22 protein-coding genes, 1 tRNA gene and 2 pseudogenes are annotated in these 21,100 nt (G+C 38.4%); 5 read left to right on the forward strand and 20 right to left on the reverse strand.

The features are described from left to right. Nucleotides 1–286: 286 nt before the first annotated feature. The 8 genes from DMC01_RS15260 to DMC01_RS09635 form a co-directional block, all read right to left on the reverse strand. Nucleotides 287–745, reverse strand: a complete 459-nt coding sequence (locus tag DMC01_RS15260; RefSeq protein ID WP_246059168.1) for a tyrosine-type recombinase/integrase — start codon at nucleotides 743–745, stop codon at nucleotides 287–289. 139 nt (nucleotides 746–884) lie between these two features. Further along, the gene (locus DMC01_RS15265) at nucleotides 885–1,412 is read right to left on the reverse strand and encodes an Arm DNA-binding domain-containing protein (RefSeq protein WP_246059170.1); all 528 of its coding nucleotides are present in this window, start codon (nucleotides 1,410–1,412) and stop codon (nucleotides 885–887) included. Nucleotides 1,413–1,604: 192 nt separating this feature from the next. Beyond that, nucleotides 1,605–1,681, reverse strand: a tRNA-Arg gene (locus tag DMC01_RS09610). Nucleotides 1,682–2,018: 337 nt separating this feature from the next. Then, a complete protein-coding gene (fusA, locus tag DMC01_RS09615) occupies nucleotides 2,019–4,094 on the reverse strand; it encodes an elongation factor G (protein WP_142694015.1) in 2,076 nt (691 codons plus the stop codon). A gap of 12 nt (nucleotides 4,095–4,106) precedes the next feature. Next, nucleotides 4,107–4,577 carry a 30S ribosomal protein S7 gene (gene rpsG, locus DMC01_RS09620; RefSeq protein ID WP_142694016.1) on the reverse strand — a complete coding sequence of 157 codons (471 nt, stop codon included), beginning with the start codon at nucleotides 4,575–4,577 and terminating at the stop codon, nucleotides 4,107–4,109. Nucleotides 4,578–5,168: 591 nt separating this feature from the next. Continuing rightward, nucleotides 5,169–5,561, reverse strand: a complete 393-nt coding sequence (rpsL, locus tag DMC01_RS09625) for a 30S ribosomal protein S12 (protein ID WP_142694017.1) — start codon at nucleotides 5,559–5,561, stop codon at nucleotides 5,169–5,171. A 605-nt stretch (nucleotides 5,562–6,166) separates the two neighbouring features. Further along, a complete protein-coding gene (locus DMC01_RS09630; RefSeq protein ID WP_142694018.1) occupies nucleotides 6,167–8,248 on the reverse strand; it encodes a sensor histidine kinase in 2,082 nt (693 codons plus the stop codon). Beyond that, complete coding sequence (locus DMC01_RS09635) at nucleotides 8,242–8,904, reverse strand: response regulator transcription factor (protein ID WP_142694019.1); 663 nt, start codon at nucleotides 8,902–8,904, stop codon at nucleotides 8,242–8,244. The genes DMC01_RS09630 and DMC01_RS09635 overlap by 7 nt, the downstream gene beginning before the upstream one ends. Before the next feature lie 38 nt (nucleotides 8,905–8,942). Here DMC01_RS09635 and DMC01_RS13625 point away from each other — a divergent pair, with 38 nt between their 5' ends. After that, nucleotides 8,943–9,080 carry a hypothetical protein gene (locus DMC01_RS13625; protein ID WP_185908851.1) on the forward strand — a complete coding sequence of 46 codons (138 nt, stop codon included), beginning with the start codon at nucleotides 8,943–8,945 and terminating at the stop codon, nucleotides 9,078–9,080. 93 nt (nucleotides 9,081–9,173) lie between these two features. Here the strand turns inward: DMC01_RS13625 and DMC01_RS09640 are convergent, their stop codons facing one another. The 5 genes from DMC01_RS09640 to DMC01_RS09660 form a co-directional block, all read right to left on the reverse strand. Next, on the reverse strand, nucleotides 9,174–9,458 hold the full coding sequence (locus DMC01_RS09640) for a hypothetical protein (protein ID WP_142694020.1): 285 nt from the start codon (nucleotides 9,456–9,458) through the stop codon (nucleotides 9,174–9,176). Nucleotides 9,459–9,981: 523 nt separating this feature from the next. Further along, a complete protein-coding gene (locus DMC01_RS09645; protein WP_142694021.1) occupies nucleotides 9,982–10,191 on the reverse strand; it encodes a hypothetical protein in 210 nt (69 codons plus the stop codon). Between the two features lie 551 nt (nucleotides 10,192–10,742). Further along, nucleotides 10,743–12,326, reverse strand: coding sequence for a phosphoglycerate dehydrogenase (gene serA, locus DMC01_RS09650; protein ID WP_142694022.1), 1,584 nt, complete (start codon nucleotides 12,324–12,326; stop codon nucleotides 10,743–10,745). Nucleotides 12,327–12,693: 367 nt separating this feature from the next. Beyond that, a complete protein-coding gene (locus tag DMC01_RS09655; RefSeq protein WP_142694023.1) occupies nucleotides 12,694–13,188 on the reverse strand; it encodes a hypothetical protein in 495 nt (164 codons plus the stop codon). 2 nt (nucleotides 13,189–13,190) lie between these two features. Beyond that, on the reverse strand, nucleotides 13,191–14,855 hold the full coding sequence (locus DMC01_RS09660) for a 30S ribosomal protein S1 (protein WP_142694024.1): 1,665 nt from the start codon (nucleotides 14,853–14,855) through the stop codon (nucleotides 13,191–13,193). A 236-nt stretch (nucleotides 14,856–15,091) separates the two neighbouring features. Between DMC01_RS09660 and DMC01_RS09665 the strand changes: the two genes are divergently transcribed. Then, nucleotides 15,092–17,422: a TonB-dependent receptor gene (locus DMC01_RS09665; protein WP_142694025.1), complete on the forward strand. Its 2,331-nt coding sequence runs from the start codon at nucleotides 15,092–15,094 to the stop codon at nucleotides 17,420–17,422. Between the two features lie 23 nt (nucleotides 17,423–17,445). Here DMC01_RS09665 and DMC01_RS09670 read toward each other — a convergent pair whose 3' ends face one another. Genes DMC01_RS09670 through DMC01_RS09680 form a run of 3 tightly spaced genes read right to left on the reverse strand, consistent with a single transcriptional unit; the run spans nucleotide 17,446 to nucleotide 18,268 of the window. Beyond that, a complete protein-coding gene (locus tag DMC01_RS09670; RefSeq protein WP_142694026.1) occupies nucleotides 17,446–17,715 on the reverse strand; it encodes a hypothetical protein in 270 nt (89 codons plus the stop codon). Between the two features lie 32 nt (nucleotides 17,716–17,747). Next, nucleotides 17,748–18,035, reverse strand: coding sequence for a hypothetical protein (locus DMC01_RS09675; RefSeq protein ID WP_142694027.1), 288 nt, complete (start codon nucleotides 18,033–18,035; stop codon nucleotides 17,748–17,750). Next, the gene (locus DMC01_RS09680) at nucleotides 18,032–18,268 is read right to left on the reverse strand and encodes a hypothetical protein (RefSeq protein ID WP_142694028.1); all 237 of its coding nucleotides are present in this window, start codon (nucleotides 18,266–18,268) and stop codon (nucleotides 18,032–18,034) included. Before DMC01_RS09680 ends, DMC01_RS09675 begins: the two co-directional genes overlap by 4 nt. Here DMC01_RS09680 and DMC01_RS13630 point away from each other — a divergent pair. Next, on the forward strand, nucleotides 18,246–18,386 hold the full coding sequence (locus tag DMC01_RS13630; RefSeq protein ID WP_185908852.1) for a hypothetical protein: 141 nt from the start codon (nucleotides 18,246–18,248) through the stop codon (nucleotides 18,384–18,386). The genes DMC01_RS09680 and DMC01_RS13630 overlap by 23 nt on opposite strands. A gap of 321 nt (nucleotides 18,387–18,707) precedes the next feature. On the opposite strand, the pseudogene DMC01_RS16695 reads toward DMC01_RS13630, so the two are convergent. After that, nucleotides 18,708–18,818: pseudogene (locus tag DMC01_RS16695) on the reverse strand (hypothetical protein); the annotation flags it as partial. 16 nt (nucleotides 18,819–18,834) lie between these two features. On the opposite strand from DMC01_RS16695, the gene DMC01_RS09695 reads away from it, so the two are divergent. Next, the gene (locus DMC01_RS09695; protein ID WP_142694030.1) at nucleotides 18,835–19,221 is read left to right on the forward strand and encodes a hypothetical protein; all 387 of its coding nucleotides are present in this window, start codon (nucleotides 18,835–18,837) and stop codon (nucleotides 19,219–19,221) included. Nucleotides 19,222–19,299: 78 nt separating this feature from the next. Here DMC01_RS09695 and DMC01_RS16000 read toward each other — a convergent pair whose 3' ends face one another. After that, nucleotides 19,300–19,431 (reverse strand): hypothetical protein, encoded by a 132-nt coding sequence (locus DMC01_RS16000; protein ID WP_282432296.1) that lies wholly within the window; start codon nucleotides 19,429–19,431, stop codon nucleotides 19,300–19,302. 221 nt (nucleotides 19,432–19,652) lie between these two features. On the opposite strand from DMC01_RS16000, the gene DMC01_RS09700 reads away from it, so the two are divergent. Further along, entirely contained in the window at nucleotides 19,653–19,922 is a 270-nt protein-coding gene (locus DMC01_RS09700) for an AtpZ/AtpI family protein (RefSeq protein WP_142694031.1), read from the forward strand. A 141-nt stretch (nucleotides 19,923–20,063) separates the two neighbouring features. Here the strand turns inward: DMC01_RS09700 and DMC01_RS16700 are convergent. Together DMC01_RS16700 and DMC01_RS15275 are read right to left on the reverse strand one after the other, a co-directional pair. Further along, nucleotides 20,064–20,343: pseudogene (locus DMC01_RS16700) on the reverse strand (IS1595 family transposase); the annotation flags it as partial. Next, complete coding sequence (locus tag DMC01_RS15275; protein ID WP_246059173.1) at nucleotides 20,312–20,518, reverse strand: hypothetical protein; 207 nt, start codon at nucleotides 20,516–20,518, stop codon at nucleotides 20,312–20,314. The pseudogene DMC01_RS16700 and the gene DMC01_RS15275, both read right to left, overlap by 32 nt. Between the last annotated feature and the right edge of the window lie 582 nt (nucleotides 20,519–21,100).

Here is a 21,100-nt window from a genome sequence, read left to right on the forward strand (position 1 = left end):
TTGCAAAGTTGCGAGTGTAACGAAGCAAAAAAATGCTTCGTAATTCCCTAAATTATATCTGCGAAATTCAGAAACGAATCTTTGTTTTTCATAGGACTTAACTTAAAAACCCTTTGGTTTAAATTTAATTGAGCCACATTTACTTTTTAAATCCCCAAATCCTCAATGCCATTTAAATAATCCACCACTGCAAAAGCGTTATTTTTTGCTCCAAAGCAGCTTTTTCTTATAAGAAAATTTAACTTGCTTGAATTCTTTGTGAGCTAATGCACTTTCTATGACTTCCTCACTTATGCCAAGCTCTAAGCTTTACTTTATATTGAGAGTAGATTGTGCGAAAGATAGCACGAAAGCCGTGCGGAGTTACCTTACTCTTATACTTGTCCTTATATTCTAGATTTCTAATCGCCTTTTGTATGCCCTCTATAATTATATGTCGCTTTTTTCCACTGCTAGGAAAGATAAATTCATTTATGCCCTTGCTAAATAGCTGCTGTTCTTTGAGAATTTTAAGCATAAGCCTAGTTAGTGGTATTTTGTGTGGCATTTTAGTTTTCATATCCCTAGCTGGTATAGTCCAAAGTGCGTTTTGAAAGTCAATGTATTCCCACCTTGCTAAAACCGTGTTAAAATGGCGATTTGTGCTTAAAATTTGAATATAAATCGCCCTTTTGGTTTGAAGTTCTAGCCTATTGTCGTTTTTTAAATCTCTTATGAATTCTCTTAAATCACCGTCCTTTGTCAAAGCTGGGTATCGCCGTTTAACTCTTAAATTTGATTAAATTTTACCCTCGTTGGAAATTCTTGCTTTAAACCATAGCTTTGATCAAAGTCTATATACCTATCTTTCAAGGCTAGGCTAAAAATCTCGTGCAAAAAGTTAATCAAGTAGCGTTGGTGTCAAGGCGACTTGTGGCTGGATTGTTTGGCTTATAAATGGCGTTTAAGATGGCGAGTAAATCACTATAAGAAATAGTTTTAACATCTCTTTTTGCAAGGCTTGGTAAGAGATATTTTTCACACATTTGACTTGACTTTCTAAGATAGTCTAAACTTAATCCTTTCTTTTGCTTTTGCTCAATACAAAGCTTAAAAAGATTGCCAAAGCTGTATTTTTCGTTGCCATTTTTAAGTAAATCCACACTTACTAACTGCTGATACCTTTTCAACACAGCTATAGCGTCTTTTCTCGCCTTGGCTACGCTGTAAATACCCTCTCTAAACTCTTTCAAGCCATAAAAAACTTCCTTGCCATCGACATTTAGCCTTAAAGCAAACTTCTTTGTGCCTTTGGGATTTACATAGATATAAAGCTCTTTTGGACTTCCAACAACCTTGCAGTATTTTTTCTCTTTTGTCAGCAGATTTCTTATATCCTTATCACTCAAATAGGTTTTTGCCACATTTGCCATAGTTTTCACCTTATTTTAAGGGCTAATTAGAGCTAGTGCCTTAATAAAATGAATAGTCCTCTAATTATCTCATTAATTATTTGGAAAAAACTTACTGCACAAAAGAAAAGTTAATAAATAAGTCATAAAGCTCATTATATAGGCATTTAAGAGAAGTGTTTGAAAATGTGAGAAAACTAAAATAATGTTTTGTGGTGCCCACGGCGAGATTCGAACTCACGGCCTCAAAATTAGGAATTTTGCGCTCTATCCAGCTGAGCTACGAGGGCGTTCAGATTACAGAAAACGGACTACTGACAACGGAGGATAGAAAAGCTTTTTAGGCTTTTCAAAACATTAAGTCAAATTGAATTTCAACAAGGCACAAATTTTAGATGAATTTTGCAAATTTTCATCTCAAATTCACAAAGGCAATTTGTCTGCAAATTCAAAAAGGCACAGAATTTTAGATGAATTTTATCAATTTTCACCTAAAATTTACAAAGGCAAAGAGTTTTGAGATGATTTTAAATGTTGTGAAGTAAAAATCTCACAAGACTAGACATTTAGTCTGTCGCAGTGAGATTTTTACAAGCTCATTTAAAAGCACTCAAAAATCGCAGCCTTTTAGCCATTGCGTTTTTTAATAATCTCCTCACTCACATTCTTTGGCACCTCGTCATAATGATCAAACTCCATTGTATAAGTGGCGCGTCCTTGAGTTTGTGAGCGTAAATCTGTCGAGTAGCCAAACATTTCAGCCAAGGGACAAAAGGCGGTTATGATTTTATTGCCACCACGCTCATCCATAGAATTTACCTGCCCACGGCGCTTGTTCAAATCGCCTATAACATCGCCCATATAATCTTCTGGCGTTTCCACCTCAACCTTCATCATAGGCTCAAGTATCACAGCACCAGCCTTTCTAGCACCTTCCTTAAAGCCCATAGAAGCAGCGAGCTTAAATGCCATCTCGCTTGAATCCACCTCGTGATAGCTGCCATCATACACAGTTACCTTGACATCTTCGACAGGATAGCCTGCCAAAACGCCATTTTGCAAGGCTTCTTGTATGCCCTTATCCACAGCAGGTATGTATTCTTTGGGTATCACGCCACCTTTGATGTCATTTACAAACTCATAGCCACTGCCAGCGTCCTTTGGTTCAAGCCGTAAAAAGACGTGTCCATACTGCCCCCGACCACCGCTTTGCTTGGCGTATTTATACTCTTGCTCAACTGTCTTTCTAATGGTCTCACGGTAGGCAACCTGAGGCTGACCCACCTCTGCTTCTACCTTAAATTCACGAAGCATTCTATCTACGATAATTTCAAGATGAAGCTCACCCATACCAGAGATAATGGTCTGTCCGCTTTCCTCGTCTGTATTGACCCTAAAGCTTGGATCCTCTTGGGCTAGCTTGCTTAAAGCGATGGACATCTTTTCTTGATCTGCCTTGGTCTTTGGCTCAACAGCCACGCTAATAACAGGGTCTGGAAAGTCCATTTTTTCCAAAATCACCTTGTCTTTTTCGCTTGATAGGGTATCTCCTGTGAGCGTATCTTTAAGCCCCACCACAGCACCGATTTCGCCCGCATAAAGCACCTTAATCTCTTCTCTTTTGTTTGAGTGCATTTTTAGCAAACGCCCGATTCTTTCTTTTTTATCCTTTGTGGAGTTATAAGCATAACTTCCGCTTTCAAGGCTTCCGCGATAAACTCGCACGAAGGTAAGCTGTCCTACAAAGGGGTCTGTCATTATCTTAAAGGCAAGGGCAGCAAATTCGCCATCGTCTGTGGATTTTACCACGGCTTCCTTGCCGTCCTCATACTCGCCCTTAATGTTAGCCACCTCATCAGGTGCAGGTAAATAAGCCACCACAGCATCAAGCAGGGGCTGAACGCCTTTGTTTTTAAAAGCCGTGCCACAAAGCATAGGCACAAGGCTAAGGCTTAAACATCCAGCCTTTAAGCCCGCCCTTATCTCATCCTCGTTTAAATCCTCACCTGCAAGGTATTTTTCCATCAGCTCATCGCTTGTCTCGCTAACTGCTTCTATCATCTTGGTGCGGTATTCCTCAGCCTTGTCCTTTAAATTCGCTGGAATTTCTTGTTCGACATAATTTGTAGGCTTAGTATCATCCTCCCACACGAGTGCTTTCATACTCACTAAGTCGATAACGCCCTTGAAATCATCCTCCGCACCGATAGGGATTTGTATGGGGACAGGATTTGCTTTGAGGCGGTTTTTAACCTGCTCTTCAACGCTATAAAAATTTGCACCTATGCGGTCCATTTTATTGACAAAGATTATGCGTGGAACGCCGTATTTGTTTGCTTGACGCCAAACTGTCTCACTTTGAGGCTGCACGCCTCCCACAGAGCAAAAAACAGCCACAGCCCCGTCTAAAACACGCATTGAACGCTCTACTTCTATGGTAAAATCCACGTGTCCGGGGGTGTCTATGAGATTTACTTGAAAATCCTTCCAAAAGCAAGTAGTAGCCGCACTTGTGATGGTGATGCCCCTTTCTTTTTCCTGCTCCATCCAGTCCATAGTGGCGGCTCCATCGTGCACCTCGCCTATTTTATGGCTCATTCCTGTGAAAAAGAGTATCCTCTCGCTTGTTGTCGTCTTGCCAGCGTCTATGTGAGCGGCGATTCCTATGTTTCGCACTCGCTTTAAGGGTGTAGTTCTTGACATTTGCTATCCTTTTTACCAGCGGTAATGTGCAAAAGCCTTGTTTGCCTCTGCCATTTTGTAGGTGTCTTCTTTTTTCTTAAAGGAAGCTCCCTTTGAATTTGCAGCGTCCATTAGCTCGGCTGCTAACTTTTCTATCATAGTTCTTTCGTTTCGCTTTCTAGCAAAGGAGATTATCCAGCGAATGGCTAGGGCTTGCTGCCTACTTGGACGCACCTCAACAGGCACTTGATAGGTCGCACCTCCTACCCTGCGGGACTTTACCTCCAAAATGGGCTTGATATTTTCGATGGCATCGTTGAAAATCTCTATGCCCTTTTTTTCTTGACTCTTTTTGTCAATGCTCTCTAATGCCCCATACAAAATGCTTGTGGCTACGCTTTTCTTGCCATCATACATAAGAGCGTTGATGAATTTTGTGATAACCTTGCTCGTGTAGATGGGATCTGGCAACACCTCCCTAACGGGAGCCTTTCTTCTTCTCATTTTCTTTCCTTCAAATTTTTTCTGCTTTTTTAGGCGAAAATTCAAGCTTTGGTGTGAATTTTTTAGTTAAATTAAATTCAGCCTTGTTGTGAATTTTTGTCGAAAATTCGTCTAAAATTCAGCAAAAGCGTGAATTTTTATTTAAATCTTAAAAAATTCAAACACTGAATGAATTTTTTGTTTAAATTCACAAAAAATTCAAACAATGCGTGAATTTTTTGTTTAAATTTAATAAAAATTCACAAAGGCTCAAATTCTTGCCTTAAAAAGCAAATTTTACTCAAACAAGGCTAAATCTAACGAGCCTTGCCTGTGTCTTTGGCGAGCAAGTTTTCGCATAATTTTGCTCGCAACTACAAGCCTTGAAACGCCGGTTTTATTTAGGCTCTTTTATAAAAAGTGTTGAATTTAAAGTCGTGCAAAAAGCACAAGGTCATTGCAAGCCTTGTAAAGCAAGATGTGGCAATTTACAGCCTACTAGCTCTTAGCCTTTGCAATCTTCTTTAAAAGCGTGAATTTTTGCAACAATCCCACAATTTCAACAATTTTCTATAAAAGAACCTAAATTCAAAGTATCAAGCGTTTAAAAGCCTATTTACTAGCCCCGCCTCCAGCCTTAGGTCTTTTTGCTCCGTATTTAGAGCGAGACACCGTCCTCTTGGCAACGCCTGCTGTATCAAGCGCACCACGCACTATGTGATACTTCACGCCCGGTAAATCCTTAACCCGTCCGCCTCTAACAAGCACTATGCTGTGTTCTTGCAGATTGTGTCCCTCGCCACCTATGTAGCTAATGACCTCAAAGCCACTTGTAAGGCGCACCTTGGCTACCTTACGCAAGGCAGAGTTTGGCTTTTTGGGCGTTGTGGTATAAACACGGGTGCAAACGCCCCTTCTTTGCGGACAATTCTTAAGTGCAGGAGACTTTGACTTCGTCAAAATCTTTTTGCGCTCTTTCCTAACTAATTGATTTATAGTAGGCACGATCTTCCTTTCTTGTAAATATTAAAATAAACCTTGCATAATAGCCAAATTTAGCTTATGTTTTCATTAAAGCTTGTAAATATTCTAAGCTTTTTAAGGATAAAAATTTTCAAGCTGTTTAAAATTCACATTTTAAAAGCACTAAAAACTCGCAAATGCTTGAATTTTAGCCTCTCATTTTCAAGCAAGAATTTCAAATTCACATAAATCGCTACTATCATTGAATTTTAGCTTCATATAAGCTAGTTTTCAAGCCTTGCTAAAATTTTTAAAGATTTAGCCAACTTAGAGCTTTTAAATATAGCGCGGTAACAAAGCTTAAAAAAACAAAGTTAAACGAAACAATCAAAAATCTAAAATTTTAAGCTAAATTTAAGAAACTAGCCTAAAATGCTGACACCTTGCCAAAAAACTTCTTTTTTAAATGCTAAGCTTGCATTAAGATAAATGGTAAAAACACTTATAGCCCTTGTGTATTTAGCCCTTAGCTTGAAAAATCCTTTAAGTTAAAATGCCCACATTAAAACTTCTTTGCGTAGTTGCTTTTGATGCTGTCTAGTAAAATGCCTAATTAGCCAAGCTTAAAAGATTTTAAACCTCGAATTTTAAGCTAGATCAAGCTTAAAGCTAAATTTACTTCCCTTGCCAAGCTCACTTTGAATTTGTAGCTCAGATCTATGCAAGGCTAGGATCTTTTTAACCAAGAAAAGTCCTATGCCAAAGGAATTTTCACTACTAGGATCTATCTTGTAAAATTTTTTAGTGATTAATTTGAGCTTATCCTCTTCTATGCCTATGCCCCTATCTTTGATGCTAATTCTAAGCTCGTTTTTTAGGGGAGTTACTACGAGATAGACCTCTTTTTGGCTGTATTTTAGGGCATTTGTGAGTAAATTTATTAACACCTGTTCGATTAAAAGCTCATCTGCTAGGACTTCGCAAGATTTGCCACGAATCCTAACCCTCTTGTAAAGGGGATTTAAAACAAGCTTTTCACACAAAGCATATATATCAAAATGCTTCTTCTGCAAGGCTAGCTCGTTTAAATTGAAAACAAAATTTAGCTTGCTTGTAAGCGTGTCAAGCTTTAGGCATTGCTCGTGTATTTTATCAAGCATTAAAGACTTTGTGTCCTTGTCTAGATCTTGTTCTTTTAGGGTGGAAAGTGAAAGCTCGATCACGCTTAGAGGATTTTTAAGCTCGTGCGATATGGCTGAGATTATGCTTGAAAGCTGGGTGTTTTTGAGGCTGATCTTTGCATTTTGCTTTTTTATGAGATTTTGCTTTTTTAAAAGCTCATTTTTGCTCTTATAAAGCTTGTCGTTTAGGAGATTAAGCTCCTTAAAGAAAGAGTTTTGAAGGCTAATGTGTCCTTCTTTGTTGATATTATCTAGGAAAAAGAGGATCTTTTTAAAGCTTAAATTCAGCTTATTTGCAAAGATTTGAAGCAGGATGAAAAATAAGATCACACAAAGCACAAAGATAACAAAAACCTTGCTCCAATACCCTTGAAGCTCTAAAATACGAGGATACACAGCTATTAAATAGCGATAATCCTCAAAGGTATAAGCCTTAACAAGTGCCTTTTTGCCATTAAGTAAGATCTCATAGATCCTTGAATCAAAAAAGATGGAGTCAGGAACTAAGCTTAAAAGCTCATAAGGCTCATCAAGAGAGCTAAAAGTCCTACCCTCTCTTAGAAAAAACTCATTTTCTAAGCCCTCATCTAAGCCCTTTAAATCCTCGTTTTCATTTTTTAAATCCTCGTCCTTTTCTTGTAAATCCTCGTTTTTTGATTTTAACTCGCTTAAAATTTTACTTGAATTTGCCTCTTTAAAAGATGTGGCTCCTAGCTCATTTAAACCCTGCTTTGTATCATTGGTTTTACCGTTTAAGCCTAAAATAGCCAAATTATCCTTTAAATCCTCAAACTCGTTTTGTTCTAAATTTGTTTGCTTTAAACTTGAATTCATATCATTAAGATCTTCATTTTTACTTAAATTATTGCTTGAAGCTACCGTGCTTGAATTTAAACTCTCATAACCGTTTGAGGTTGATAAATTTACATCCTTGTCCTTGCTTGAAGTTAAGGATCTTTTGTTCTTACTTGTTGAATTTAAGTCTTTATTTGATAAGTTGAATGAATTTTCTTCTTGTGAATGTAGAGGCTCTTTGTTTATATCTAGCTCATTTTGCAAAGTTAGGCTCTCAGCGCTTAAATTATGAATTTGTAAATTCTGATCTGTTTTGCTTGAATTTTCTTCTTTTGCAAGCTCGTTTAAGCTTTCACCTTGAAGATCTTCATTTTTTAAATCTTGTTCTAAGCTCTTGCTTGAATTTTCTGTATTTAAATCCTCGCTTAAATTGCTATCTTTTATATCTTTATGTGAATTTAAGGGCTTACCGTCTAATTTAGCATTTAAAGCATTTTTAGATAAAACAAGCCCAGCCTTTTGGACTATTATGTAATCTGCTCTACTTTTAGCAGCAAATTCCTTGATATTTTGCGGATTTAACTCGTCTAAAAGCTTAAAACGCAAGAGATCATCAAGGGTTTTTAGTTTTTGCTCATATTGCTTAAAAAGTAGGGTTTGTATGTTTGAGCTAACTAGCAAATACACGCTTAGAGCAAAGATCGCAAAGAGGGCTAAAAAAAGCAGAATGAAAATATGTTTTGTCTTTAACAAAGTCTATATCCAACCCCTCTAACGCTTTGTATATAAGATTTTAGAGTAGGAAATTTATTTCTAAGCCTTGTAAGTGCTATGTTTATGGTCTTATCATTTGTGCTAGCATCATCCCAAACGCGCTCAGCTAAAAATTCACGGCTTAAAAGGGTGTTTTTGTTTTCAAAAAAACATTTTAAAAGCTCGAATTCAAGGCTAGAAAGCTGAATTTGCGAGCCCTTGAAAAAGCAGGTGCGGTTGTCTAAATCTAGCAAAAAGTCCTTGTAAGCAAGCTTTTCACTTTCTTTTTTGTTACGTTTTACAAGGGCTTTTATGCGAAGTATAAGCTCATCAAAGTCAAAGGGCTTGGTGATATAATCATCACAGCCCGTCTCAAAGCCTTGTAAAATGTCCTTTTGCAAGGCTTTTGCAGTTAGAAAAATTACAGGCTCGTTGTATCCTCTTTTGCGAAGCGTGCGGACGAAGTCTATGCCGTCTTTTTTGAAGGGCAAGTTTCTATCAACAAGCAAGATGTCAAGGTCTTGCTCGTCTAAAAGCTCACTAACTCCTTGGGTATCGAAAAAGGAAAATACCTCGAAATTTAGCCGCTTGAATTTAAGCACCAAAAGCTCGTTTAAGTCCTTATCATCCTCGATTAAAACAAGTTTTATTTGCATTTTTTAAAGCCTTTTGTTTGAATTTTTATGGATTTAAAATGAGTGTTTCACTTTCAAAATTTAGAGCTTGGTTGAATTTTGCCACAAATTTAATGAAATGTTACATAAATTTGTCAAACTTACCAAATTTACCCACCCCCAACCTCTCTCCGCACCCATCGGGTTGCGAGGCGTGAAACGCCGAAGCAAAAGTGAGGGGGCTTTAAAGGTTTCCTACTCCGCACGGCAGAGGCTTTTAGAACCTTTGCACCCAGCGTGTTACAAGCGTATCAAAGTAAAACCCCCCTCCGCACCCAGTAGCTTGCAAGGTGCAAAACATCTAAGCAAAAATCAGGAAGCTTTTTCACACTTTTTTCAAAGCGTGAATTTATGGGTATTTTACTTCGGCTATGTCTTGCAAGCTGCTGGGCATCAACACTTAATATTACAAAATTTAAGGTTTTGCTTGAATTTTTATGGATTTTACTTCGTGCTACGCGTCTTGCAACACATTTTTGCTGCGCAAAAACCGCTACGCCCCAGCCGCCACGACTTGACTTTGTCAAGTCTCGCAATGACGAAATTTAAGGCCTTGTCTTTCAATTTAAGCCTTTCTTTGCAAAATACCCACCCCCAACCCCCTCCGCAAGGGAGGGGGCTTTAAGGGTTTCCTCCTCCGCAAAACAAAGGGCTTTTAGGTTCGCCATCAAATTACACATTTTGTGTGTTGTCGTTTTGAGCCTTTGGTGTAAAATCTCTTTTTTGAGATATTTCGTTTTGCCCAATATGACAAAAATTTAGGCTTTTTATGGATTTTACTTCGTGCTACGCGTCTGCTAACACATTTTTGCTACGCAAAAACCGCTTCGCCCCAGCCACTACGATTTTGCTAGGCGACATCTCGCAATGACAAATTCACGCAAAATGCGTGAATTTACCCACCCACCCAACGGGTTGCAAGCGTAGCGAAGCAAAAACCCACTTCGCAATGGAGGTGGTTTTTAAACTTCCCCCTCCGCACCCAGCAGCTTACAAGGTGTAAAACACAAAAACAAAAGCGAGGAGGGCTTTTATAGCCTCCCATTTGCATCCAGCGTGTTACAAGCGTATCGAAGTAAAAACCCCATTTATACCCCATTTATACCCGCGACAGCTTACAAAGCTAAACGACACAGCAAATCCTCTTATGGCTTTAAGAATTGCCACCCCACAAACAAGAAAACTTTGAGCGTTTTTTATTTGCACTGTTACAAGGCTAAACTTCAAAGCAAGAGTAATTAGACATTCAAAAAAAACAAATCCTCGCATTTTAATTTCTTGGTGTTAATTTCACAAGGCTTTTAAGGCTTTCACACAGCTTAAAAATAAATTCACAAGCAAAAGCAAGCTTTTAGCACAAACGCAAGGTGGGAAAATTCACGCTCTTTGTGAATTTATGGATCTTTTGCTGTGGCTAAGATTTTGCAACTCGCTTTGTGAATTTATGTATATTTTTACTTTAATGTTTAGCCTTACAACCGCTTTGTGAATTTATAGATCTTTTTGCTGAGGCCTTGCAAGATTTAAAATGCCTCCCTCGCCCACCACACTCAGCTTTGTCGCCACACTCAATATGACAAATTTTTAAGTCTAAATCCTCGCTCCTTAAAAGATACCATCCATCAAAGAATGACCGTAAAATTTGTCCCTTTACGCAGTTTTAAAACAAATTCACAAACAAAGGCTAGGCTATTTTAGCAGTTTCAAAACAAATTCACAAATAAAACTTAGGCTATTTAAAAGCTTGTTTTTTATCACAGCTACAAATGATTAATCCAAAAAAGTGTGCAAAGCTTCAACTCAGCTTGAATTTTCAAGCCTTAAAGCTCAGCATAATGAGCAAAGATACAAGCTTCATAATCATTAAGCTCATCTAAGACCTTCTTTGAGATCTTCTCATCCACCAAGATCACAGCCAAAGCATAGCCTGAGCCATCTCGTCCCAAGCGAAAGTCTGCTATGTTGATATTATTTGCCGCTAAAATCCCGCTGATCTTAGCGATGACACCAGGAATGTCCTTATTTTTAAAGACTATCATCTTGCCCTTTGGCTTAAAATCCGTCTTAAAGCCGTTTAAATTCACAATGCGCTGCTCATTTTCATCAAAAATAGTCCCAGCCACAGAAAAGCTTGCAGTCTCAGTGCTAATCTTCACGCAAAGCTTGTTATTATAGCCTGAGCTCTTAGTTTGTGAGCTTTCAAGCTTTATGCCATTTTCTTTGGCTATGAAATTAGCATTTACATAGTTGATATTATCTCCAAAAATGCCCTGCAAAGAACCCACAGCCGCAAAGGTCAGCATAGACTTGGCAAACTCAGCAATTTGCCCCTGGGCTTCAAGCTTGATACTCTTTATAGCACCCTTTTGCATTTGAGCACACAAAAAAGCCATTTTTGACACTAACTCTATGTATGGAGCGACAAAGGGAGGTAGATCCTCGGTTTTGATGGGTAAATTCAAGGCATTTGGATAAGAAATGCCCCTTGCAGCGTTAAGGGCTTGCTCACACGCTTGTATGGCGATATTTGCCTGACTTTCAAGGGTATTCGCACCCAAATGTGCGGTGGTGGAGATGTTTTCAAATTCAAGCAAGGGGTTGTTTGTGGCTGGTTCTTTATCAAACACGTCTATGCCAAGCCAGGCGATTTTGCCACTTTTAAGCCCCTCGCATAAAGCTTCTTCTGTGTAAAGCCCGCCTCTAGCACAGTTTATAAGGCGGATTTTATCCTTCATTTTGGCAAGCTCACTAAGACCTATCATACCATTTGTTTCTTTGGTTTTAGGGGTGTGAATGGTGATGAAATCGCTCTTTGTGAGTATGTCGTCTAAATTTGTGGTGTATTGCATATCAAGATCTGTTACCTTGGATGGCGATATATAGGGATCATAAGCAAGGATCTTCATCCCAAATGCCTTTGCACGCACGCCAACCCTTGAGCCTATATTGCCAAAGCCTATGATACCAAGGATTTTGCCCATAAGCTCCACCCCATACCACTTCTCTCTCTCCCATTTTCTCTCGTGCTTTAAATAGTTGCTAGCATTGACAAAGCTTCGTGCCGAGCAGAGTAAATGTGCCATAGTAAGCTCAACAGCGGCTATGGTGTTGGCTGTTGGGACATTCATCACTATGATGCCTCTTTTTGAAGCACCGTTTAGATCTACATTATCAACCCCAACCCCAGCTCTAATCAATGCCTTTAAATTCTTTGCAGCATCCAAAAAAGCTTCATTTACCTCGGTAGAACTTCTTGTAATGGCGACATCTACATCGCCTAGCATTGCAAGAAGCTCATCCTTTGGCACCTTAGCAGCCTCTATACACTCTATATCCTCTGCTTCTTTTAAGAGCCTAACACCCTCATCTAAGATCGAATCACAAACAATAATCTTTTTTTTCATAAGTTTTTTCCTTTCTGGATTTTGTATTTTTAAAAAAAACTTAAATTTATCACTCTTGTCATTTTGCACCTTTTAAAAAAGCTACCCAGAGGGTTGCAAGGTGCTAGCCACAGCAAAAAAATCTCTAAGAATTTAAAGAGACACCTCGCAACTCTTAGCACAACAAATGAAAGCTGAAATACCTCGCTCAGTATGACAAACATTAACTTGAGATATTTCGCTCAGTATGACAAATTTGAGCTGAGATATCTCGCAACGCTTTGTATAAGAAAATTCACAGCTTTTTAAAGTCTTTTTTGAATTTTCACGGTTTTTCAAGGCTTTTTAAAATTTTAAAGCTTTTTAACAGCTTTTTTAAAGCTTAAATTCACAACCAAAGCTCCTCAAATTTAGCATTTATGTCATAGATTTTTAATTTTTTAACTATATCTTGTACTAGTTCTTGCCTATCTGTTTCTAAGAAGATATCTGTAATCTCGCTGGTGCGGGTGAGTGAGTATCTTACATTAACTGAATTTAAGGTTTGTTTGAGGCAAAACATAGAGTATATGTCATTTTTATCTATGATGAGTTGATAATACTTGCTTTTGGGGCGAAGAATGCTTGTGTCGACATTAAAGCTCATAGAAAATGTTTCAGCTGCTGGGGCGTAGTTTTGAATGCCCATCTTTAAAAATTTATCTATCCACAAACTATCGCTTTCATTAAGATCTATGCGTGGGGGTAAGACAAGATCTAGTTCTGTGGTATCTTGTGAGCTAAAAATAAGCTCATCCTCATGCTTAAAAATGAGATAAGTAATGCTACCAACAACGCCTATAAATAACAAGGCCAAGATGACAAAAAATATAAGTTTTTTCATATTTACGAGAGCTGTTCTTTTATAAGATCTCCTAGGCTTACCCTTTCGTTATTATTAAGCTCATTAAGAACCTCTCTTTCTTTGATCTTGTGTAGATTTTTTACACTCAGACGAATTCTATTTTTCTTCTCATCTATAAAGACTATGCTTGCTTCTATACTAGCATCAATGCTTAAAGTCTCCATATCCTTTGAGCTTATGTCCTCTTTGTGAATTAAAGCATCCACTCCTTCTTTAAGCTCCACAAAAATTCCAAAGTCCTTTATGTCCTTAACCTTACCCACAACTATATCTCCTACCTTGTGTTCTTTTACATACTCTTGTATAGGGCTTTGAGTAAGTTCTCTGGTGCTTAAAGATACCTTTTGCTTTTCCTTGTCTATTTTGATGATCTTAACTTCGATCTTAGCTCCTACCTTGTAAAGATCCTTGCATTTTTCATTTCTATCCCAAGAGCAATCTTCATTATGTAGCAAGGCTTCTATGCAAGAAAGCTTGATGAAGGCTCCAAAATTTGTGATAGAAGAAACCTCGCCTTGCACCACATCGCCAAGCTTATGTGTCTTTATAAATTCATCAAAGGGTTTAAGCAGTAAATTTTTCAAAGATACACGAAGTCTTTTCTCGCTAGGATTTATCTCTATAACCTCAACATCAAGCTCTTGCCCCTTTTGTATGCACTCTTTTGGATGTTTGATGTTTTTATCCCAAGAAAGCTCACTTATGTGTAAAAAGCCCTCTATGTCATTTCCTACATCCACAAAGGCTCCGTAGCTTTCTATATTTGAGATGCTTACCTTGATCGTATCTCCTACCTCCAAGCTATCTTTGATCTCATTCCAAGGATCTGGCATAGCTGCTTTGATAGACAAAGAAAGATGCTTTTTGTCCTTGTCGTAATTTATAATCTTAACTACAACCTTATCACCCTCCTTGTAAAGAGCGTTAGGATTTACATGTCCCTTATAAGAAATTTCACTATAATGAACAAGTCCGTCAATGCCCCCCACATCCACAAACATACCATAGCTTGTAATCTTCTTAACTATGCCCTCCATAGCCTCTGTTTTGTTTATAAGCTCATCAATGAGCTCTTTTTTCTTTCTTCTTTCCTCATCCAAGACCTTCTTGCGAGATATAACTATGCTACCTTCGTTTTTGTCTATTTTGATGATCTTAACTCTAAGAGTTTTGCCAAGTACATTGCTATCCTTAAAGGTATATTGAGATCTTGGCAAGAAAAACTCAACCCCATGTTCATCCAAGCAAACAAAACCTCCCTTGTTTTTGCTAATAATCTTAACCTCAAAGACCCGTTCTTTATCCTCTTCTTTGTAGTTTTTTATAAATTCCTCTATCTTTTCTTTTCTTATAGCCTTTTTATGAGAAATTATAGGCTTGGCACCGCTATATCCTACAACGGCTACCTTGATCTCATCCCCAAGTTTATATAAAAGATTACCGTTAGGATCCTTTATCTCGCAAAGGGCTAAGATCCCTTCTGATTTTCTTCCTATATCAACAAAGGCTTCCTCATCTTTAATCTCAATAATCTTGCCTACAAGCAAGGAACTTTCTTTCTTGTGTCCCTCATACTCGGCAAGTAATTGCTCGAAATTTTCCTCATCATCTGCAAAATCCTCGAGCCTAGCTTTTTTAACTGACATACTGCTTTCCTTTCAATAAAATGAGCCACATTATAGCCTTTTTTTACTTCAATTTGACTTTAAAATGCGTAAAAATTGAATTTTTAGCAAGATTTCTTTTTGCTTTTTTTGATTTTTAGGCATTTTCTTTGCAAATTTTACCCAAACAAGAAAAAATTCACAATAAAAGACTTCTTTTGTTTTAAAAACCAAATTTTTTGGTTATAATTTAATATTATCAAAATTAAAGGAAAATTATGAGTGTTAAAAATCATTTTTCTAACAGTTTAACTGTGGGTAAAAAGATCAGCCTTTCTTTAAGTTGTTCTTTGGCTCTTATCTCAGTAAGCCTAGCAGATGAGCCCTATGTCTTAGAGCAAAGCAATATAACAGCCATACTAGTATCCTCCAAGCTTGATGAGCTAAATAGAAATATATATCAAATTAATGGAGCTAGTATAAGACAAAAAGGCTTCATAAATACTGAAAGTGTTTTTCGTTATTTACCCTTTGCTAGCGTGTCAAACACAGGACTAGGCGGGAATTTGGACTTGCGAGGGCAAGGAAACAAGGCAAACACAAGTGTGCAAACGCTCATCAACGGCGTTTATGCAAATATGTTAGATAGCTCGCACGGCGTAACGCCCATAAATACGGTGTCTCCAAATCTTATCCAAGAGATTGAGATACTTCCGGGCGGGGGTGCGGTTATGTTTGGCAACGGCACACGCGGCGGCGTGGTAAATATCATCACTACAAAACGTTTTGAAAGACCTTTTTTCAGTGCTTCTGCTGGGTATTCAAATGTAACTACTAGCACAAGAAGCACAAATTTTGCTAATGCTGGAAACAACTACAACGCAAATGTCCTATACGGCGATAAATTCGGCGAAAACACACACATAAATGTCGGTGCGAGCTATCTTTACAAAGGCTCATACAGAGAAAAAGACCGCACCACAGGGGCTGGGGCAAATTTTGGCATATTACACGACTTTGCTAGTGGGCAAAGCGTGAATTTTGACGCTGATTTTTACCACGCAAATATGCACACAAGCCCTTTCAACTCGTTTATGGATACCACGCCAGCAGGCAGCGAGCCTAGCAAAAACGAGCGAAACCTTGCAGGAAATGGCGATTTTCACAACACCCAAAACCGCTTCACCACGAATTTAGGCTATGAAAGCGAGGTGAGCGAGGATTTCAAGTGGAATTTAAGGGCTTTTTATCACTACAACCGCTTGGATTACAAAAACAGCGTTACAAGGCTTAGCACTTATGGCTACTCGCAAGGCACTCAAACCTTGGCTACATTTGCAAACGCACAAGCAGATCAAAGTGGCTCGCTATTTGACGACCAAAAAGTAGGCGTAGAGGGCAAAATCGACTTAAAACACGGTAGCGGCAGGTTTATAGCGGGCATTCAAAGCCTTTATCAAAGGTCCAAACGCACTATGAATCAGCATATCACCACGCCAAACCCCCTTGCAGCACTTAGAATGCCAAATTTTCCTATCATACCACCAGGTCCTCCAACCTTTACAACCTACACAAATGTAGCCTATGATCACACTATGCACATACCCTTTACGGGTAATAAATGGACAAATTCTATCTTTGCCATAGAAAAATACGATTTTGGCGAATATTTTTCTCTAACAGGGGGTGCTAGATATGAATTTGCAAGATATTTCATCAATGTTGATAATTCACACAATATAAGACTAACAGGGCAAAATGCCGGAGTAAATGCAAATTTGCTAAATACTTCTTACACCACAAAAGGCTCTCTTGTAGAAAATCTCCACAACTTCGCCCTAGAACTAACCCCTAGCATAAAATTCAGCGACACAGGTGCGATTTATGCGAAGTTTGAGCGAGGGTATCTTTCTCCATCGCCTAACAACTTGCTAAAAAGAGAGGGAACAAGCAGCGCAAACTACCGCTACGAAGCGACAAATCTCAAAAAAGAAACCTACAACACCTATGAAATAGGACTTAAAGAAAGCTTTGCAGGGATGATTTTGCTATCTGGTAGCGTTTTTTACACGGACACAAGCAACGAGTTTTACACCATAGGCAACGCGCACTCCGTTGATGGCGTGCAGTATGACACCTACGACAAGACAAGGCGGCTGGGCGTGGAGGTAGGAAGCGAGCAGTATTTCTTTGGAGGTGCTTTGGGGCTTAACGAGAGTTTTACATACATAAAAGCCGAGAAAAAGGACAATGGAGAGTGGGGCAAAATCCCAAATTCCTACAACTACAAAGGCACGCTTGGTGCAAGTGTGGAACTAGGCAGCCACTTGGGGCTTTGGGTGCAAAGTGCCTTTGTGGGACGCCAACAAGTAGTAAGCAAGACAGCCACTGGCGTGGATGAAGACCGCTCATTAAAGCCCTACACGCTCGTAGATATAGGGGTTTCTGGCACATTTAGCGGCTTTACTTTAAGTGCTGGTGTGCGAAATGTGGGCGACACGCTTTACTATGAATACTACAACCACGATGCAAGCGACACCATCGCAGGATATGGGTATATAGTGGGACAAGGACGCACCTACTTTATAGAGGGAAAATACGAATTTTAAGGCTTGAGATTTTTCGCTTTCGCTCAAAATGACAATAAAAGGCCCCCTCCCTTGCGGAGGGGGTTTGGGGGTGGGTCAAATTTTGCGTTAGCAAAATTGTCATTTTGAGAAATTTGCAAATTTTCCACGCCTTTATCTTGCAAAATGTTTGAATTTTCTTGTGAATTTACCTTTAAATTCAAGGCATTTGTTGAATTTTTGTCATCATTTAAATTTTTAGGGTTTTCATACCCACCCCCTAAATCCCCCTTTGCACGGCAGGGGGACTTGTCTGCGGTTTCAAGCCCGCTCACAAGTGAGGGGGACTTTTGGTTTATTTAGCTTTTTATGCTTTTTCTATCAGCTTGATTTCATTCTCGTTTAAGTCATAAAGGCTATAAACTAGCTTGTCGATTTCTTGTTCGAGTTTGCTTGTGTCGTCATTGCGAGATTTTGCCTTAGCAAAATTGTGGCAATCTATGTGTTTGCTTTGTGGATTGCCACATTCCTCGCTCGCAATGACGAAGTGGAGTGGATTGCCACGCTTCGTTGCACTCGCTCGCAATGACTGTGTGTAGTGGATTACTTTGTTAGCTATGTTTCCTCGCAATGACGAAGTGAAGTGGATTGTCACGAGAATCCTGCGGATTCTCTCGCAATGACGAAGTGGAGTGGATTGCCACGCTTCGTTGCACTCGCTCGCAATGACTGTGTAGTTGAATTTTGAGTGTTTTCTTGTAAATTTTCGCTTGAATTCAAGGCATTTGTTGAATTTTTGTCGTTTTTTGAATTTTCAAGGTTTTCATACCCACCCCCTAAATCCCCCTTTGCACGGCAGGGGGACTTGTCTGCGGTTTTTTTACCCACCCCCCAAACCCCCTCCGCAAGGGAGGGGGCTTTACTCGAACAAGAAATCGACAAGCTAGTTTATAGCCTTTATAACTTAAACGAGAGCGAAATAGAGTTGATAGAAAAAGGCATATAAAAAAGCCAAGCAAACCAAAAGCCCCTTGCGAGTGGAAATTCACAAGGCAAGTCCCCCTGCCGTGCAAAGGGGGATTTAGGGGGTGGGTCATTGGAAGTAATCCACTCCACACCGTCATTGCGAGCGAGTGCAACGAAGCGTGGCAATCCATAAAAAATTCAGACAAAAGCCTGAAATTTTGTCATACTAAGCATTGCGAAGTATCTCGTAATTCAAAAAGAGATTCTTCGCTTCGTGCTACGCACTTCGCTCGCAATGACAAAATTGAGTTTGAGATTTTTCACTTCGCCTAGCTCCCTCAGAATGACAAGTCGAAATTTTATAGCCATTGTGCGTGTTGATGAGCCATAAATTCGCCCATTTATAGCTATATCTTTTAATGTCTCTGCCACGCAAGATGGGCTTTATGAGCTTTGCGGTGCGTTGGCGTTCTGTAAGCATTGTGTCATTGCGAGATTTTGCATTAGCAAAATCGTGGCAATCTATGTCCTTGCTTTGTGGATTGCCACGCTTCGTTGCACTCGCTCGCAATGACAACACTGATGCTCAATATGACAAAGACACAAACCCTCAAGCCGTCTTATTTCCCCTACTTAACAAAAAAGCCCAAAGTCAAAAGAAAGAAACAAGGCTTAAAAATTCAGCAAATTTAAAGGACGAAGTAGAAATCAAAGATTTATCAAATTCAAAGGACGAGTTAGAAATTAAAGATTTATCAAACAAAAACACAAACCACGAAACAAAAATCAATAATTTACAAAGCTTTATTGACAAGCTAGTTTATAGCCTTTATGACTTAAACGAGAATGAAATCAAAATCATAGAATCTAAATAAGTCAAAGCAAAATTCTGCCCACTATTTAATACCCACCCCCTAGCCCCACTCGTGCTGCGGGAGGGAGAATCTTTGGATTCAAACCAAAAGTCCCCCTGCAGTGCAGAGGGGATTTAGGGGGTGGGGGTTTTGCGTAGCAAAAAGCAAAAATTCAAATAAAATTCTAAACCTTGTCATACTGAATGTAGAGAAATATCCACAAACGCACACAGTGCATTTTTACCTTTAAATTCGCCTAAAATTCAAGCCCACTTCCTCCATTTTCTGTATTCTGTAATCCGCAATCAGTCCTTTGTCCTCTGTAGTTAGTATTCCGCAAAAGACTGCTTGATAAAATCTGATAAATTCACGCAAATTTACAAAATTATGTAAATATTTTAAAAAATTTTAAGAACCTTAGCAAAAAAGTTAGACAAAAAAAGGAAAGAAAGATGAATAAAAAGCAAAGATTTTTCAAAAAAAGCGTTGAGGCTGCTGATGGATTAAGCCTTGGCATATCTATGGTGGTGGCTGTTTTGATGGGAGTTGGCATAGGCTATGTGCTTAAAAAATGGACAAATAGCATTTGGCTTTTTTGGCTAGGCGTTTTCATAGGAGTAGCAGCTGCAATTTTAAATGTATATAAGGCTTACAAGGCACAAGTGGCAAGCTATGAGGAGTTTAAAGACGAAAATAGATATAAAAAAGAGGAAGAAAATTAAAAACTCTTAGTTTGTGTGAATTTTAAATCTATTTTTAAGCTTTTTAAGCTTAAATTTATTTCTAATTTTACTTTGAATTTAAAATTCTTAACTCAAAATGCTTTAATAGAATTTTGACTTATTAATTTTAATAAATTTGGCTCAATTAATTTTAACAGGATTTTCTCTTATCAATTTCAGCAAATTTTGATGAGAGTATTGCCTTAAAATTTTGCTACCATATCTAAATTCAGTTTCCTTTAAGTGAAGGACAAGATTTTCTTTTTTAGTCTTTAAATTTAGCTAAATCAAACTTTGCAAACTTCTACTACGCAGTTACAAGAGCGCAACGCAAAAATATTATCTATGGCATTGTGATATTATTTCTTGCCTTTGCAAATTCGTTCTTGCTATGCTTTACCCCATAATGTGCCTTTACTCCGCAAAGGGAGGGACCTAGCGAAATAAAAAATCAACCAAGCCATCATAGCTTTGAGCTTATCGCTACAAATCTCACTTTCTTTAAGCCCTATAAGATCCCTTATGATAGATGGCAACTCTTTGTCCAAGCACTGTTTTACCACCTTAGTATAAACATTAGCATAGCGTTTTTGCATACCTTCTTGCAAAGTAGCAAATGCGTAGCATCAAGTAAAAACTTTTGCGACCAGCCCCAAGCTCCCTTTTTCCATATATTCGTCTTGTTTCTTTTGCTCACAGTTGCGAGTGAAGCAAGAAATAACTCTCATTAACTTCAATTTTAGCTCTCACCTTGCTAATTTTTTTGCACTCTTTAAGGATTAAAAGCTTGCTGCACAATTGCATTCACGCAAGCACAAGTTAGTTTGCAAATTTGAGCGTCTTTTAGCCTTTAAATCAAGGCTTCTTGCAAAGTTGCGAGTGCGTAGCACGAAGCAAAAAAATACTTCAAAATTCCTTAAATTTTTTTGAGACAATTCGGAAACGGACTATGTATTTGTTTTTCATTGGTATAATCATAACTTAAAAACATTTCAATTTAGTTTAAGTTTAATTGAGCTTTAAGTTTTGTTAAAATCAACATTTAGCAAAAGATGCAAAAATTCACAGATTCGCAAAAGATGCGAAAATTCACAAAAAGGACAAAAAATGTTAGAAGGCATACTTAGAAAGAGTATCGGCAGAAAGGATGCTAAGTCCTTAAAGCGAGATGGTTATCT

Source organism: Campylobacter troglodytis (genome assembly GCF_006864425.1).
Taxonomy (GTDB): Bacteria; Campylobacterota; Campylobacteria; order Campylobacterales; family Campylobacteraceae; genus Campylobacter_D; species Campylobacter_D troglodytis.